This is a genomic window from Thermogladius calderae 1633 (assembly GCF_000264495.1).
Taxonomy (GTDB): Archaea; Thermoproteota; Thermoprotei_A; order Sulfolobales; family Desulfurococcaceae; genus Thermogladius; species Thermogladius calderae.
This window is the reverse complement of sequence record NC_017954.1, coordinates 242,510-257,214: the sequence shown is the minus strand read 5'-3', so window position 1 is coordinate 257,214 and position 14,705 is coordinate 242,510. Positions and strand designations below refer to the sequence as shown.

Below are 14,705 nucleotides of genomic sequence, written 5' to 3'. Positions count from 1 at the left end.
TTATTACCCACCTGACGCACTCAATTAAACAAGGTGGTACCATGGCAGATAAGATTACACTATCTGTTATAAAGGCGGACGTTGGTAGCATATCTGGTCACTACATGCCGCACCCCGACCAGCTCGCAGCTGCGACCAAAGTCCTGTCGGAGGCCAAGCAGAAGGGGCTGCTAATAGACTTCTACGTCACCCACGTTGGAGACGACATACAGCTAATTATGACCCACACCAAGGGACCAGACCACCCGGACATACACGGGCTCGCCTGGGACGCGTTCCAGGCCGCTACCAAGGTGGCCAAGGAGCTCAAACTCTACGCCGCAGGCCAGGACCTACTGAGCGACGCCTTCAGCGGCAACGTTAGAGGGCTTGGGCCGGGTGTTGCCGAGCTCGAGATGGAGGAGAGGAAAGCCGAGCCGGTCATCACTTTCCACGCCGACAAGACGGAGCCCGGCGCCTTCAACCTACCCATGTACAGGATCTTCGCCGACCCCTTCAACACCGCCGGGCTTGTCATCGACCCCAGGATGCATGCCGGTTTCGTCTTCGAGGTGTTCGACGTATACGAGGGCAAGAGCGTCCTGCTAAAGACGCCTGAGGAGTCCTACGACCTGCTCGCGCTGATAGGCACCCCCGGCAGGTACATTGTTAGGAGGGTCTATAGGAAAGAAGACAACCTACTCGCTGCCGTTGTAAGTGTCGAGAGGCTGAACCTGGTAGCGGGCCAGTACGTTGGCAAGGACGACCCCGTGGCGATCGTTAGAGCGCAATCCGGGCTACCAGCCGTGGGCGAGATACTCGAGGCGTTCGCGTTCCCTCACCTGGTCGCTGGCTGGATGAGGGGCAGCCACCACGGCCCCCTAGTACCGGTTTCCATGAGGTACGCCAGGGTGACGAGGTTCGACGGGCCGCCCAGGGTACTAGCGCTCGGTTGGAACATCAGCAAAGGCAGGTTGATAGGCCCGGCCGACCTGTTCGACGACGTGGCGTTCGACGAGACTAGGAGGCTGGCTCTACAGATAGCCGAGTACATGCGTAGGCACGGGCCCTTCATGCCGCACAGGCTCGGACCGGAGGAGATGGAGTACACTACTCTACCAGAGGTGCTTGAGAGACTCAAGAACAGGTTCGTCAAGACCGAGGAAGTTAAGGTCGTGAAGAGACACAGCGAGATGTTAAGCGGGGAACACGACTAATTTTTTACTCCTCTAGGCGTTGATCACTCCACCTAGGGGTGGGGGCGTCTGAAGCCTATTATAGTCGTAAACTACAAGGCCTACTACCCCCAGAGCTTCGGTGAGCATGCTTTAAGGATTGCTCGGGACGCGGTTAGAGTAATGAAAGAACTGGGCGGTGGAGTCGAGATCGTTCTGGCCCCGCCCTACACTGAAATACGGAGGGTCGTCGAAGAGGTAACAGGGTCTGGTGTTAGGGTCTTCGCACAACACGCCGACCCCGTGGAGCCTGGAGCTGTTACGGGTTTCATGCCGCTCGAGGGTCTCAAAGAGGCGGGTGTGAGCGGAGTCATACTTAACCACAGCGAGCACAGGCTCAAACTTGCGGACATCAACTCACTGGTCAAGAAGGCCGCTAAGCTCGGGCTGGAGACGCTTGTCTGCGCCGACGAGCCCGAGACGGGCGCTGCCGTGGCCGCTCTCGAACCCAACTACGTCGCTGTCGAGCCACCTGAGCTTATAGGCACGGGTATTAGTGTGAGTAAGGCTAAACCAGAAGTCATTATTAGGAGTGTTGAACTCATCAGGAGAGTCAATAGTAGAGTAGTGATCTTGACGGGCGCCGGCATAACGGACGGGCAAGACGTGTACTCGGCTATAAGGTACGGGACGAGCGGCGTTCTAGTCGCGTCGGCGATCGTGAAGGCGAAAGACCCCTACTCAGTTATAAGGGACATGGCTGTAAGCGCTCTTAAAGCCGTCACCGGCCAGTAGTGAAACCTATAAAATCCGCGTGAGAATTTATTAATTCCGGTGCGGAGCCGCCGTAGCTCAGCCGGGTAGAGCGCCGGCCTCGTATGGCTACGGTGTAGCCGAGGTCGGGAGAGCCGGTGGACGCGGGTTCAAATCCCGCCGGCGGCTTAAAACAGTATCCTTTTGATTAGGATCTCGTGCATGTCTTCGCCTGGCCTAGCGAAAGACTCCGCCACGACGTCCCCGATTGAGAGCTCTCCTCTACTCCTGGCGAGACTTTCCAGCAACCTAATCCCCTCTTCATAACTGACATCGCCCTGAACATTCTTGCTCATGTCGTACACTTTGAGACCGTAGAATAGCGTTAGCCTCTCGGCCAGTCTTCTGTCGGGCGTGCCGACTATCACGGGGACTTGGGGCCTCATCCTGGCTATCAGCGGGGGTACAGAGCCGGTTTTGGAGAAGACGAGCACTTTACCCTCCACGCTCTCAGCTAAAGACAACAGGCCGTGGACGTACTTGTCCTTGAGAGACCTCTTGGCCAGCGAATCCCTGATACTCTTGGCCTGCTCTACTTTGATGTTGGCCTCGGCCGACTCGATTATCTTCTTCAACCACCTAACAGTCTCGAGAGGGTACTTTCCGACAGCCGTCTCGTTCGTCAACATAAGGGCGTCGACCATGTCTTGGACAGCGCTATAGACGTCTACTACCTCGCTCCTACTCGGCCTAGGTTGCTCTACCATCGACTCGAGGATCTGGGTCGCTACTATGACGGGCCTCCCGTAGCTGACGGAGGAGATGATCACCTCCTTCTGTATAGTGGGGAGCTTCTCTAGGTCGAAGTGTAGGCCGAGGTCTCCTCTCGCGATGAGTACCATGTCGCTCGAGCTGACGATCTCGGCTAGGTTCCTATACGCTGTGGGAGTCTCTATTTTCGCTATTATCCCCGTAGAGCCCTTCATACCCTCGATAAGGTTCCTCACGACATTGATGTCGTGCCCGCTCCTAACATAGCTAACCCCTATGAACGTGAACTCGCGGTCCACAGCATACTTGACCAACGAGACGTCTTCGCTTGACAGGAGAGGCACGTTGGGCTCCTTGCCTCTCGCAACAATCTTCTTGCCCGACCCTATAACTCCGTCGTAGAGAGCTCTCGCCTGGAAATAGTCGTCTCCTACCTCGACGACTCGTAGGATGCACTCGCCGTCTCCAACCAGTATCGTGTCACCAACCTCTACGGTCTCGAAGAGGCTCTTAGACCTTACCGGGATTTCTTTCTCCCCGGCTTTCTCCCCGAAGACAAACCTCAAAACCTGGTCTCGCTCTACTTTGAGAACCCCCTGGTCTAAGACGCCTATCCTGATCTGCGGGCCTCTCAGGTCCCCTATAAGCGAGGTCGGCTGATCGAGCTCGCTCGCCGCCTCCCTGACTAGTTTGACAAATAAATCCCACTCGCTCGTGTCGCCGTGGCTGAAGTTAATTCTGAACCCGGACACGCCCTCTTTAATCAGCCTTTTTATGATGTCGTAGGACTTAGTAGCCGGGCCAAGAGTCACAATGATCTTCGTTTTCAAACCCGCCACACGTAGGAATCTTATTTAAGTAACCCCCTTATACATTAATTACCTAGTGTTTGCCGCGCTGAAACGTGGTAGCATGGGGAGGTTTCCCGCGATCGTTTTCATAGCTTTAGCGCTAGCCTTCACGCTCAGCTCCACCTGGCACGCGGTCTCCCAGAGCCTGTGCTTTGAGGGTATATACACTATCACGGGTAGCCTTGTAGGGTTCTTCAACGGCTCCGACATATACCTGTGGAGACCCTACGTCTCGATAGAAGGCGTTGTCCTCAACTACAACGACATCGGCGGCTTGCTAAACGTCACGCTCGTTTTCAACGGCGTTGCGGTCTACAGCGACACAAAGGTCATATACCCGAATAGCACGGCACCCTTTTACTTGTCGTCAGACTTGTCCGGGTACACTATATACACCACCAACACCTACTCCATAGTAGTCTCGCTCATGAGCGACAATAAACTCGTCTACGCCTGCACACTCGCGTCGGGAAATGTCTTTATAAGCGGCTACAATTGGGCTGTCGACTTATGGAGCAACAACACGGTGGGTAACGTGACGGTATCGGTTATGCCGAGCATAATAACCAACCAGGTGGCATCACCACCCCAGATATACGTGTACGCCAGGGGGCTCGCCCCCTTCAAGATCTACGAGATACTCGCCGTATACCCCAACATACCGGGCAACCCCCTTCACCTCGCAGTATTAGGGACTGGAGCCTACGGTGACCTGTACACCACGCTAACACTCCCGGTCGTCACCAACACCTCGAGTATCTGGATCGTTGTCTACGACCCCCAGTCGAACACGGGTTACAACAGTACAATACGCCAAGTCATGCTAGACCCCCCGCCGAGGACGTGCTACCAAGGGGTCACAGTAAACCCGCCCACCGGGAACATCGTCACGCCCCCTCCGACTACTACCACGTCCACGGTCACTAGCACTAACACTACGACTACAGTATACGTCACGGTCACAAAGACGACGACCGCCACAACCACACTGACATCTACGGTGACGTCTACCCTGACGCAGACCATCTACGTCAACAACACCTTCACAAGCACAGTGACCACAACGGTGTTACAGAACAGCACCCTGACACAGACCATCACGGTCAGGCACAACTCAACGCTCACGCAGACGATGACGGTGACCCAGACAAACACCGTTGAAAACCCTGTCATAGCACAAGCCAGCAAGGCAGCCTCAACTCTCGTGAGCACCGGCTACATCTTCGTCATAGGCTTCCTCGCGCTGACGACAGCTGTAGCCGCATCAGTGAGTATCCTAGCTCACAGGCCCCTCTTCAACACGATCAAGAAAATTGAGGAGCTAAGAAAGAGGATCCAGGACTTCCTCACAGCCTCGTAGCCGTAGCCCAATATCCTCGTTATCCAGGCTATTTGCGTACCCAGGGGACGCGGGGGCGCTGTATTACACCAAGAGCACTACATCAGCGGTTGTAGACCCCGCGCTGGGCACCTCCACGAGCGTGCTCCAGGCTTCTCCGAACTTACCGCTACTCAGGGGCTCTTTAGAGCTGCGACGTCTATTCTGTGAAAGTCCCTTGCTAGCCCCCGTCTCCTCGCCGCCCTCTGGCTAAGCATGCCAGCGGGCCAAATGGGCTCAGCCAGCTCTTCCTCGCCGAGCTTCGGCACGAGCTCGGGCTTCACGCTCTCTAGCTCTTTCTTCAAGTTCGCGTGGGCTCCCTAGCGTTTCCGTCACTAGTATTCTGAGACAGCTTAACAGTCACTATGAACTCGTTATAGCGAAAAACCCATGAGGCGGAATGCCACGAAATTCTCAAGTCTCACAGAGTACCTCCTGCTCAACCGCCCGTGAATGGCGTTGCGGATTGAGTGGCCCATCCCCAGTACGCAGGAACGAAACGCCCTAGTGCACTACCCACCACAGGACTTATTCTTCAGCGCGCCGCTTAGAGACACCTTAATCTAAAATTAGTAATAGGTGCGCGGAAATTTGTGGTAGAGGTTGAACAAAGTTTTTCTAGGAAAAAAGATAGTATATAAAGTGTAAGAGAGGTGTACGCGTTTGAAAAAGCCGGCCGAGCACGTAGCGCTAGCGGTAGCGTTGCTGCTCTCCGTTCTCGTAATCGTCTCAGTACTTTACGGGTACCACTTTCAAACGTTTAGTAGCGTGGTTGCTGGAGAGTCGCGGTCTTACGACTTGTCGGGGATAAACAGCCTAGTTAAGTTCTACGTTGTTGGAAGCATCCCGAGTAGTGTACAGCGACTCTTCGAGTCATTGGGCATACAGCTCACCTACATACCGCTAGAAGAAGGCTTAGCAAGAGCGACTAAGCTTGAGGACAACTCAGTCGTAGTAATCAATACGCGGGATGCGGGACTCAAGCTCCTAAACTACTACTACGTGCTTACAAGGTTGCTCGACAAAGCCTCCAACTACATAATCGTGCTCGTCAACAAGGATCCAAAGGCGCGGGACCATTTAGTGCTAGACGCTCACACATCAGTCTTCAAAGTACTCTCACAGGTCTACGGCAAGACCTACCAACCGGTAATGGTGTGCGACCCAAGCGACGAGACTCTATGGCAACCTAGAGAAGGCGAGAAGCCCGGTGGTTGCAGACTACACCCAGCAGTAGTTAGCGCGGATGCCGTGGCCTACTACACGAGGCCCCCGGGCACTGTAGTAGTCGAAAACCTGGACGAAAACAACGCAGCCAGCGTGGTGGTCTTCGTATTGAAAGCCCACTTACCCGACAGCGTGTTCACCAGGCTCGCGCCTCTCTTGCCTAGAGACCTTGTTCCATCAACGTCGATTAAGGAGGGGCCTAGCGGCATGGTCTTGCTGGGCACCGTTGGCTGGATCGCAAGCTACACGAGGGGGAGAGTGTGTGGAGAACTCACAGGCTACCAGTCATTTTACATCCGATATTACTACGGGAACTTTACGTCGGCCACCGGCACTCTGTACCACGTGTTTTACGCATATGCTGTTCACTCGGGTAAGGGTTACCAGACCACTTGTGGGCGGTCTACAATTAACCACTACCCAAGAGTATTTGAAACCGTAATACACTGGAAGACTGACGCCTATCCGGTCAAGTACTGGACGACTGGGGTCCCAAGAACGTCGGCTCGCAGAGGGTAATAACCTACACCGTCTCATCAGTTATAGGCTTCTCTGCTACTATTGAATACTCGACAGGTTTTACAGAGCCAAACGCGCCATACTATACGTGGATGGACTTAACAGACCCGCCTTTAGGTAAGGTCAGAGTGAGACACATAGTTGAAAGAGGGGGGTGGCCTGAGGGCCGGCTGAACGATGTGTTATTTACGGTCGTGCCGAGCAGCTTTGGATACTTAGACCCCAACAAGCCTGGTGGATACCCGCCAATGGTGGTATATCACTCGATGTACATGGAGCTGAACACCGGTGACAGCACGAACGTCACGATGGCCGTCCTTTTGTGGAGCAATAGCTATAGCTGGCGGCTCGGATCTTAGCTTTGTCTGATTTACTTTTTCCCCGCTACGTCTCCTCTACGAACCCGCAGTAACTGGGGCGAGTTTATGGTCGAGAACCCTTTGCTTGCATTGAGTACTGTAACACAAAGCAAAAAGACGATTCGTCGCTTGCTTTCTAGGGTAGCATAACGGTCACTATGAACTCGTCATAGCGAAATACCCAGACACTTACATCGTTAAGAGGGAGGGGGACCTCGAGCTCGAAACAGGCTTCTTGGCACCGGAGGAGATTGAAGGCATTTTCAGGGCGCTACCACTCGAAGTAACGTACGGCGACGTAAACGACAGAGTCAGGTTCTTCTCGGAGAGCGAGATAGCCGGCGGCTTTGTGAGGACGAAGACCATACTGGGGAGGAGGATACCGTTCTGCCACCCACCGAGGCTCGAGAAGTACGTCATGACAAACGTCGAGGCCTTGAAGAAGGGGCAGTTCAAGTACGGAGAGTTCTGGACGAGGCTGGGAGACAGGATGATAAGGGTCTTAATCGCGCCCGTCAAGAACTGGGAAGGAAAGCTACTCGGGACACTAGAGATAGTTGAAGACTTGACGGACGTCGTGAACAACCCCGAGGAGGTCAAGAAGAAGATCCTGGTGCTATAGAATGAAGAGCATACTAGAGTTCGCCGCCAGGCACGTAGAGCCCTCGCTAAAGAGGAGCCTCGCAATCAAGCTCCTGGCCAGAGGAGTCGACCGGGGCAAGGTGAGCACGTGCTTAGGCATTTCGCCAGCCCTCTTAACGAGGTACATTAAGGGCGAGCGGGGCTTACACGACTTCACGAGAATTAAGGACGTCGACGAGAGACTGGACAAGCTCGCCGAGGAGGTAGCCTCGGGGCGAAAGTGCGGCCTAGACGCCTACACTGAGCTCTTAAACCTCACTTTTTACGTTTTGTACAAGAAGTACGCGTGTGGAATACACTACGTAGCCACGAGAGACGTGAACCCGGCCAAGTGCAATGCCTGTCCAGCACTATTCGGCAAGCTGTTTGAGTGGCGATTCCAACACTAGTAGTGGGCGTAGCGGAGCGTTTTTTCTAAGCAATCCTCGTTCTGCTTAAGCCCGATGTGGGGAGACGGTAGGGTATAGTGGTATTTGCTGAAGAAGGGGGGAGTCGACGCTTTTCGACGGGCTTATGCTCGTAGTAGGCCCAGTAGCGATGCCGCTGAGAATTGTTGAAGCGCTTCCAGGGATAGCGAGCCGTAGAGCCTAGTCGCATGGCTTGAAGTACCAGGGTCTTCCTATAAACCACGAGACCCTTACAACGTACACTGTTTGGAAGGGGTGGCGAGTTCCCACAGTGTAGGCGCTGTTGAAGACTGCTATGGCTGGTGCGGCAAGCGAGCCGTAGAGCCTCCCAGCCAAGTCCCTCCTCCCAGTCATCCCGGCTATATGAGACTTCCTCGAAACACGTTAGAATAGGTTTGCCCAGGCCCCTCGGCTCTTCGAGGTCTGCTGAGTTCTTGGTTCGTCTAGGGCAGGAGAAACGCTCTTATTGACGAGCTAGGCTCTGCGGTGGCTGGACGAGACCCCGTGGGGCCCGGGGCGGCTTCAATCCCGCACGGAGAGAGGGGGTTTGACGCGGCGACATTTTACTTCTACTAGGTAGCTGGAGAGGCCTCTAAGGCCCTCCCCTACCACGTCGGTGAGACTCCTAGCCGCGGTGTCACGCTCCTCTAGAAGAAGCGTTAAGGCTGAGAGGCCCGATCCCGGCTCAAGGTGGCTGCGAGGCCTCTCGGACCTCACGGCCACCTTGACGCGGTTGGCTTAACTTCCGGGTTCGATATGAGACCGGGTGTTGCCCAACCGCTATGGCCGGGTCGGGCTGTCTAATTCTGATGGCTAGCTGGCTTTTAAAACCTTACTTTTATCGACCGAGTAAATCCCCTTAATCTTAAGCTCCCTCCCGCACCTTGGGCACTTACCCTTAACGAGCCCTATGAAGTCGCCTGGCTCGAAGTCCCTCTCTACTTGGAACCCGCAGCCCTCGCAGACTAGTAGTTCACGCGTAACGTACTCTGTCCTAGTAGGCCTCTTCCTGGTCTCCAGGTACATGTAGACTATTAATAGTACTGTGAGCACGATCATGAACAAAGTGTATGGATCCAGCGTGTTCATCACATAGGCACCCCTATGGTGTTGCCTATACCCGCTACTATAACGGTGGCATTCGGCTTGGTCTCCTCCTTGATAAGCTTGAGGACGTAGTCAACGGCCTTCCTAGAAGCCTCGAATATCTCCTTCTTCATAACGGTGAGAGCCTCCCTGTAGTCCATCTTTACGATTAGCGCTCTCAAGGGTATCCCGTACTCTGCCGCGGCCCTCTCGATCGCGATCTTCTCGGGGCCGGGGTCTCCGATGGCAGCACCCACACCCTCCGCTATTGAGCCTGTCTCCTCTCCCTCTAGTTTTAGGGCGGCGTCTATCGTCACGATCAAGTCCACGTTGCCCTTGAGCTCCTCCACCAGTTTTCTTATTACCGCCCCTGGGTGGCCGACGTTGCTACCCGGCCCCTCGGCCTTCACGAAGAAGACCCTCCTGTCCTCTAGCCAAGTCTCGAACACGCTGGTGTCTTCGATAACCCTCTTCGACACGACCTTCGACTTCTCGAGTAGATTGTAGACTACGAGGGGGCCGACAGAGTCTCCAACGGGCTTCCCGGACATGAACGGGTCTAGGGCCATATGGTAGGTCTCAACGTACCTCATAATCGTAGGCATTAGGAGTTCTAGTTGCATTAGAAGAACCCAGTTGTTCTCTTTCTCTCCAGTTAAGAGGTAGTGCCTTATCACCTTGTATATAAGGTTTAGACCCGCTAACACCTCGATGCTGGTCTCGACAAGGCTCCTCTCGAATTTACCAGTGTTTGGTAGAGAGCTCTCGACAAACCTCCTTACGGTCGCCTCACTGGTTCTTATCATGTGGTCCAGTCTCTTTATGATGTCCACTGGCTCGATACTAACGGGCTCTATCGTGAAGAAGTCCAGGACCCTCCCTACGAGGGCCGAGGGCGTCTGGTAACCAAGGTTCGAGATCATCTTCTCGACTCGGACCCTGTCCTCGTCAATGATCCTCTTGATCAGGTTCAATTTGTTCCTAATATCCATTGCCCAGATTCTCATCTGGATTTTCGTGTTTAGCCCGGTGATCAACAGTATGAATATTATCAGCCAGATTATCTGGGTTATCAGGGAAATCGTGTCTCCGTTCATTCGGCATCAACTGACTTAAGAACACTATTCTTTAAGAGAGTTTTTAAGATAAAGCCGACTAAGCCGGGCGCGTCACATCGTCGTTACAATGACGTCCTTTCCCAGGACGAGGAACGTGTGCTCGAACTGCGCTACCGGCCTGTTCGTCTTCTCGACCAGGACGGGATACTTCACGAGCAGCCCCCTACCGCTCAGCGAGCCCAGTATGCGCTGCGACTGGCCGTAATAGTCCGGGTACCACCTAAAGGTGAAGGGGAGAGTCCTCCTCTCCCCGTAGACTCGCCTGTAGAAGTCCCCCTCGGGGGCGGTTAGCTCCACGCGCCTAACAGGTCTCAGAGCGTAGATAGTGACTTCGCTACCCTCCCTCACGAGGCCCGAGCCGTCTGTCGCGAACGGCTCGACCGCGAAAGCCCCTTCCCCTATCCTCCACAGAGCTGTCAAGTCGTCGTAGTTGGGGATGGTCTTACCACTGTGGATTAGGTAGAGGTCCATGCTGTGACCACTCAAGTTGACTATCGGCTTATAGCCGGCGGACTTCACAACCCTCTCCACGACTCTGCCTATCTCCCTCGCCCTCACACCCGGCTTGAAGACTTTGACCACCTCCTCTAGGGCCCTCCTGGTAGCCTCGACAAGACCCTCGAGAGCCGGGTTAAAGCACACAGTGGTGGCCGTGTCGGCTATGTAACCGTTGACGTGAACCCCCAGGTCCACCTTGACTACGGAGCCGTCTGGTATGACACCCGTGTCCTCGGGAGTAGGGGTGTAGTGAGCCGCTACCTCGTTAATCCCTATGTTCACCGGGAACGCCGGCTGGCCGCCCAGCTCGACGATCTCCCTCTCGAGCTCTCGGGCCAGCTCGAGAACCCCTATACCTGGCCTCACCATCTTCTCCGCCTTCTCTCTGACTCTCCTGGCGATCTCCCCGGCCTTTATGTAGCTCCTTACTTCCTCTTCGTCCATTTAACCACCTTGAACATTTTATGTCGTAACAGAAGATATTTTATACATGGGGGTTCTCATGGCCCGCATCAAGTACCTAGGCCACAGCGCCTTTGAAGTGGTTTTGAAAGGCCTAGACGGTAAGGAGAAGACCGTGCTCGTAGACCCGTGGATCGACAACCCCTTGAGCCCTGTTAGGCTAGACTACTTCAAGGGCAAGAAGGTCGACTACATCCTGGTTACGCACGACCACGGCGACCACTTAGGGAACGCCTTCGAGATCGCCGAGGTTACAGGGGCGACTATAGTCGGCGTTTACGAGCTGGCCGAGGAAGCAGAGTCTAGGGGTTTTAAGTCGATAGGGGGGAACATAGGTGGCCCATTGAAAATCGGAGACCTCCTCGTAGTCATGACGCCCGCCACGCACTCCTCTTCCAAGGGTACACCTGTCGGCTTCGTCGTGAAAGGGCAGGACGTGTCGTTCTACCACGCAGGCGACACCGGGTTGTTCTGCGAGATGAGCCTCATCGGCGAGTTGTACAGCCCGGATGTAGCTATGCTACCTATAGGCGGTCACTTCACGATGGGTGTCAGGGAGGCTGTTAAAGCAGTCGAACTAATAAGGCCCAGGGTCGTCGTGCCTATGCACTACAACACCTTCCCCGTCATAAAGGAAGACCCCGCCAGGTTCAAGGAGCTCGTTGAGGCTACGACGCCCTCTAGAGTAGTAGTCTTGAGGCCAGGCGACGAGTTACAGTACCCGTAGAGAGCCTCGGATAAAAAGGTTTTCAGCAATACTATTAAGTAGCCCCGCCTAAAGAGCCCGTGTAAAAGACCCGTAGAGGTCTAGTGAGCACGGGTGTCAGGGGCGGGGTACATTCGCTTTCATCAGATCCTGCGTGGGTCGTCACGAGTCGGCTTCTAGGTCTCGTCATCACCAAGTGGACACTGTCTCCTTGCTAGCTTATTTAAGTTGACGCAGTATAGTCGAGTTATAGAATAGTGGTGTACAGCTTTGTCCAAGAGCAGGTTCGATATAGCCGTCAGGAACACTCTCGAAGTAGTCTTGCCCGAGGAACTTTCGCAGAAGTTGGAAAGCGGGCAGAGGGTGACGGGCTACCTGGGCTTCGAGCCGAGCGGGCTAGTCCATGTAGGGTGGCTCATATGGATGTTCAAAGTAAGGGACTTGACGAGCATAGGCGTGGACTTCACGGTGCTAGAGGCCACGTGGCACGCGTACATCAACGACAAGTTGGGAGGAGACATGGACATGATAAGAAAGGCCGCCAGGTTCGTTCGGCACGTCCTGAGGGCTGTTGGAGTCGAGTCCAATATCAGGTTCGTAGACGCAGAGGAGCTGGTCTCCAACGAGAGTTACTGGGGGTTGTTGCTCAAGGCAGCTAAGGCGACGAGTCTCGCTAGGGTGAAGAGGGCACTCACAATCATGGGGCGTAGAGCCGAGGAGGCCGAGCTGGACTCCTCCAAGGTCATATACCCGTTAATGCAGGTCACAGACATCTTCTACCTGGGAGTCGACATAGCTCTGGGCGGGATGGACCAGAGGAAGGCCCACATGCTCGCACGCGACATCGCGGAGAAGCTGGGTTTCAAGAAGCCGATAGCCGTCCACACACCGATTCTGACCGGCCTCAGCGGGCCGGGGCGGAGAATGGAGGGGCTTGAAGTAGACGACGTGTTAGCCGACGCTAAAATGAGCAAGAGCAAACCCGAGACAGCCATATTCATCCACGACAGTCCTGAGGAGGTCGAGTCAAAGGTGATGAGAGCCTACTGCCCACCGAGGGTGGTCGAGTTCAACCCTGTAATGGAGTTGAACAAGTACCTCCTATTCCAGCAGGAGGGCTTCAGACTCGTCGTCGAAAGACCGGAGAAGTACGGAGGGACTGTTGTCTACAACGACTATTACGAGCTGGAGAGGGCCTACGTCGAGGGCAAGCTACACCCGCTGGACTTAAAGAAGGCCACCGCGCAGAGCCTCAACAAGCTCTTAGAGGACATTAGGAGGAGGTTGTTCAGTAGCGGGGAGGCTGTCGCTCTACTCGAAGAGTTGAGGCACGCAAAGGTGACAAGGTGAGAGTTTAAAATCCATATAGAAATCCATTAAAATAATAGCGGGCCGGTAGCTCAGCCTGGAAGAGCGCCGCCCTTGCAAGGCCTTAGCTTCAACCGAGGTCGCAGGAGAGGCGGAGGTCCCGGGTTCAAGTCCCGGCCGGTCCACTCCACTTAACTGTTCAGGAAGTGGGCGTGTCCTTTACAACAGTATACAAATACAGGTTTGGCTGGGAAAAACTGTTAGAGTGCCTTATTTGAGCTAACCTTGGCTACTCTTACTCTTGAGTCTCTCCTCGACCACGATCATTGTAATTGTGGTCCTTATGTCGGGTAGTTTCCTTATCTTGTTTGTGACTATCTCCCTTATCTTCTCTAGGGACTCCGACTCAATCTTCACCACTACGTCGTAAGTCCCATAAACAATGTAAGCCTCAGTAACCTCCGGGATCTTGTAAAGCTCGTCTAGGACACGCGACTCTGCTCCGATCTCGGTCTGAATTAATACTATCGCGGTCGCCTTGGGCATTTCACACCCCCATTTTATAAAAATCCTGTTGTAAAATAAATATCTGTCGTTGAAAACCTTGCCTAGAATACTCGTGATCTACAAGAGAGAGGACGACCCGAGGAAGAATACGTCCATTAAAATGGTGAGGAAAGGGCTCGCAGAGAGAGTTAGACCTGGCTCGGTTAGGAGGGGTGTCGTTCTAGACCCGTTCTCGAAGGATGTACTAGGGGCCTGGCTGAGGGGTGAAGTGGAGGCCGGTGGTGTTGTCGTCGTCGACGCGAGCTGGAAGAAGCTACACCCGGACGTCTTCAGAGGGATACGTGGAATACACGTGAAACTACCTCCTCTCCTGGCAGCAAACCCCGTAAACTACGGAAAGCCCTGTGTGCTATCCAGTGTAGAGGCAGTCGCGGCAGCGCTCTACATAACGGGTTTCAAGGAGGACTACGTGAAGCTACTGGGGTTGTTCAAGTGGATGCACACGTTCCACGAGCTCAACAAGGAGCTACTAGAGGAGTACTCGAGGGCCAGTACACCTGCCGAACTAGGGAAAGTCGTCGTCGAGTACTGGGGCGTCAACCCCTGTTGACGGGGCCGGGGATTAACCCGTCTTCTGTCTCTCGCCCGCATTGGACTAAGCGGCCTGTACCGGTCCGGCGACAGGTCACACCGGCCCCAGGCCTTACACCCCGCGGGACGGCCGTTTCAACGCATCCACCGCCGTCCTCGGCCGGTTACCAGACCCCCGTCGCCGGGGGCCTCACGCGGCCCCATCGCCATGAGAGCGGTGGCCGTGTCGTTTCTGTGCCGTAGCCACGGGTTCTACCCGTGCTCCTTGCGGAGCCGCGGTGTCGCCCGGTGGACGGTGTTTCCTCACCCCTCACGGGGCGAAGCGGGCTCCCCGGCCCCACAATTCTACTTTGCTCTAGACCCCTTAA

At 54.8% G+C, this 14,705-nt stretch carries 16 protein-coding genes, 2 tRNA genes, 1 rRNA gene and 1 other RNA gene; 11 read left to right on the top strand and 9 right to left on the bottom strand.

What is annotated here, in order from left to right:
- Positions 1–41: 41 nt before the first annotated feature.
- The 3 genes from fbp to TCELL_RS01370 all read left to right on the top strand — a co-directional run bounded on the left by fbp (position 42) and on the right by TCELL_RS01370 (position 2,096).
- On the top strand, positions 42–1,196 hold the full coding sequence (fbp, locus tag TCELL_RS01380) for a fructose-1,6-bisphosphate aldolase/phosphatase (protein WP_014736939.1): 1,155 nt from the start codon (positions 42–44) through the stop codon (positions 1,194–1,196).
- 48 nt (positions 1,197–1,244) lie between these two features.
- Positions 1,245–1,949, top strand: a complete 705-nt coding sequence (tpiA, locus tag TCELL_RS01375; protein ID WP_048162873.1) for a triose-phosphate isomerase — start codon at positions 1,245–1,247, stop codon at positions 1,947–1,949.
- Positions 1,950–1,995: 46 nt separating this feature from the next.
- Positions 1,996–2,096, top strand: a tRNA-Thr gene (locus TCELL_RS01370).
- Here TCELL_RS01370 and pyk read toward each other — a convergent pair.
- On the bottom strand, positions 2,096–3,517 hold the full coding sequence (pyk, locus tag TCELL_RS01365) for a pyruvate kinase (RefSeq protein WP_014736937.1): 1,422 nt from the start codon (positions 3,515–3,517) through the stop codon (positions 2,096–2,098). The genes TCELL_RS01370 and pyk overlap by 1 nt on opposite strands.
- 46 nt (positions 3,518–3,563) lie before the next feature.
- Here pyk and TCELL_RS01360 point away from each other — a divergent pair, with 46 nt between their 5' ends.
- Positions 3,564–4,889 (top strand): hypothetical protein, encoded by a 1,326-nt coding sequence (locus tag TCELL_RS01360; RefSeq protein ID WP_238529027.1) that lies wholly within the window; start codon positions 3,564–3,566, stop codon positions 4,887–4,889.
- 152 nt (positions 4,890–5,041) lie between these two features.
- On the opposite strand, the gene TCELL_RS07465 is transcribed toward TCELL_RS01360, so the two are convergent.
- Complete coding sequence (locus tag TCELL_RS07465; protein ID WP_014736935.1) at positions 5,042–5,212, bottom strand: hypothetical protein; 171 nt, start codon at positions 5,210–5,212, stop codon at positions 5,042–5,044.
- A 358-nt stretch (positions 5,213–5,570) separates the two neighbouring features.
- Between TCELL_RS07465 and TCELL_RS01355 the strand changes: the two genes are divergently transcribed.
- From TCELL_RS01355 to TCELL_RS01345, 3 genes are all read left to right on the top strand, one after another.
- The gene (locus TCELL_RS01355; RefSeq protein ID WP_014736934.1) at positions 5,571–6,653 is read left to right on the top strand and encodes a hypothetical protein; all 1,083 of its coding nucleotides are present in this window, start codon (positions 5,571–5,573) and stop codon (positions 6,651–6,653) included.
- A gap of 594 nt (positions 6,654–7,247) precedes the next feature.
- On the top strand, positions 7,248–7,634 hold the full coding sequence (locus TCELL_RS01350; protein WP_014736933.1) for a PAS domain-containing protein: 387 nt from the start codon (positions 7,248–7,250) through the stop codon (positions 7,632–7,634).
- 1 nt (position 7,635) lies between these two features.
- A complete protein-coding gene (locus tag TCELL_RS01345; protein ID WP_014736932.1) occupies positions 7,636–8,043 on the top strand; it encodes a transcriptional regulator in 408 nt (135 codons plus the stop codon).
- Between the two features lie 198 nt (positions 8,044–8,241).
- Here the strand turns inward: TCELL_RS01345 and TCELL_RS07460 are convergent, their stop codons facing one another.
- The 5 genes from TCELL_RS07460 to map form a co-directional block, all read right to left on the bottom strand.
- Complete coding sequence (locus TCELL_RS07460; RefSeq protein ID WP_162097820.1) at positions 8,242–8,415, bottom strand: hypothetical protein; 174 nt, start codon at positions 8,413–8,415, stop codon at positions 8,242–8,244.
- 321 nt (positions 8,416–8,736) lie between these two features.
- A 5S ribosomal RNA gene (gene rrf, locus TCELL_RS01340) occupies positions 8,737–8,855 on the bottom strand.
- A gap of 19 nt (positions 8,856–8,874) precedes the next feature.
- On the bottom strand, positions 8,875–9,150 hold the full coding sequence (locus TCELL_RS01335) for a hypothetical protein (protein WP_014736931.1): 276 nt from the start codon (positions 9,148–9,150) through the stop codon (positions 8,875–8,877).
- Positions 9,150–10,244 (bottom strand): DUF1512 domain-containing protein, encoded by a 1,095-nt coding sequence (locus tag TCELL_RS01330; RefSeq protein WP_014736930.1) that lies wholly within the window; start codon positions 10,242–10,244, stop codon positions 9,150–9,152. Before TCELL_RS01330 ends, TCELL_RS01335 begins: the two co-directional genes overlap by 1 nt.
- 72 nt (positions 10,245–10,316) lie before the next feature.
- Positions 10,317–11,207: a type II methionyl aminopeptidase gene (gene map / locus TCELL_RS01325; protein ID WP_014736929.1), complete on the bottom strand. Its 891-nt coding sequence runs from the start codon at positions 11,205–11,207 to the stop codon at positions 10,317–10,319.
- A 58-nt stretch (positions 11,208–11,265) separates the two neighbouring features.
- Here map and TCELL_RS01320 point away from each other — a divergent pair, with 58 nt between their 5' ends.
- The 3 genes from TCELL_RS01320 (at position 11,266) to TCELL_RS01310 (ending at position 13,424) form a co-directional block, all read left to right on the top strand.
- A complete protein-coding gene (locus tag TCELL_RS01320; RefSeq protein WP_048162871.1) occupies positions 11,266–11,952 on the top strand; it encodes a metal-dependent hydrolase in 687 nt (228 codons plus the stop codon).
- 249 nt (positions 11,953–12,201) lie between these two features.
- Positions 12,202–13,281, top strand: coding sequence for a tyrosine--tRNA ligase (locus tag TCELL_RS01315; RefSeq protein ID WP_014736927.1), 1,080 nt, complete (start codon positions 12,202–12,204; stop codon positions 13,279–13,281).
- A gap of 39 nt (positions 13,282–13,320) precedes the next feature.
- A tRNA-Ala gene (locus tag TCELL_RS01310) sits at positions 13,321–13,424 on the top strand.
- A gap of 94 nt (positions 13,425–13,518) precedes the next feature.
- On the opposite strand, the gene TCELL_RS01305 is transcribed toward TCELL_RS01310, so the two are convergent.
- A complete protein-coding gene (locus TCELL_RS01305) occupies positions 13,519–13,785 on the bottom strand; it encodes an Lrp/AsnC family transcriptional regulator (RefSeq protein ID WP_014736926.1) in 267 nt (88 codons plus the stop codon).
- A 49-nt stretch (positions 13,786–13,834) separates the two neighbouring features.
- On the opposite strand from TCELL_RS01305, the gene TCELL_RS01300 reads away from it, so the two are divergent.
- Complete coding sequence (locus TCELL_RS01300; RefSeq protein WP_157864676.1) at positions 13,835–14,356, top strand: DUF367 family protein; 522 nt, start codon at positions 13,835–13,837, stop codon at positions 14,354–14,356.
- A 1-nt stretch (position 14,357) separates the two neighbouring features.
- Here TCELL_RS01300 and rnpB read toward each other — a convergent pair.
- An RNA gene (gene rnpB, locus TCELL_RS07375) (RNase P RNA component) lies at positions 14,358–14,676 on the bottom strand.
- Positions 14,677–14,705: the final 29 nt, after the last annotated feature.

Excerpts from the sequence above, each read along its gene's own strand:
- TCELL_RS01305 (WP_014736926.1), bottom strand. The coding sequence starts at position 13,785 with ATGCCCAAGGCGACCGCGATAGTATTAATTCAGACCGAGATCGGAGCA.
- TCELL_RS01345 (WP_014736932.1), top strand. The coding sequence starts at position 7,636 with ATGAAGAGCATACTAGAGTTCGCCGCCAGGCACGTAGAGCCCTCGCTA.
- fbp (WP_014736939.1), top strand. The coding sequence starts at position 42 with ATGGCAGATAAGATTACACTATCTGTTATAAAGGCGGACGTTGGTAGC.
- map (WP_014736929.1), bottom strand. The coding sequence starts at position 11,207 with ATGGACGAAGAGGAAGTAAGGAGCTACATAAAGGCCGGGGAGATCGCC.
- TCELL_RS07460 (WP_162097820.1), bottom strand. The coding sequence starts at position 8,415 with ATGACTGGGAGGAGGGACTTGGCTGGGAGGCTCTACGGCTCGCTTGCC.
- TCELL_RS01320 (WP_048162871.1), top strand. The coding sequence starts at position 11,266 with ATGGCCCGCATCAAGTACCTAGGCCACAGCGCCTTTGAAGTGGTTTTG.
- TCELL_RS01330 (WP_014736930.1), bottom strand. The coding sequence starts at position 10,244 with ATGAACGGAGACACGATTTCCCTGATAACCCAGATAATCTGGCTGATA.
- TCELL_RS01335 (WP_014736931.1), bottom strand. The coding sequence starts at position 9,150 with ATGAACACGCTGGATCCATACACTTTGTTCATGATCGTGCTCACAGTA.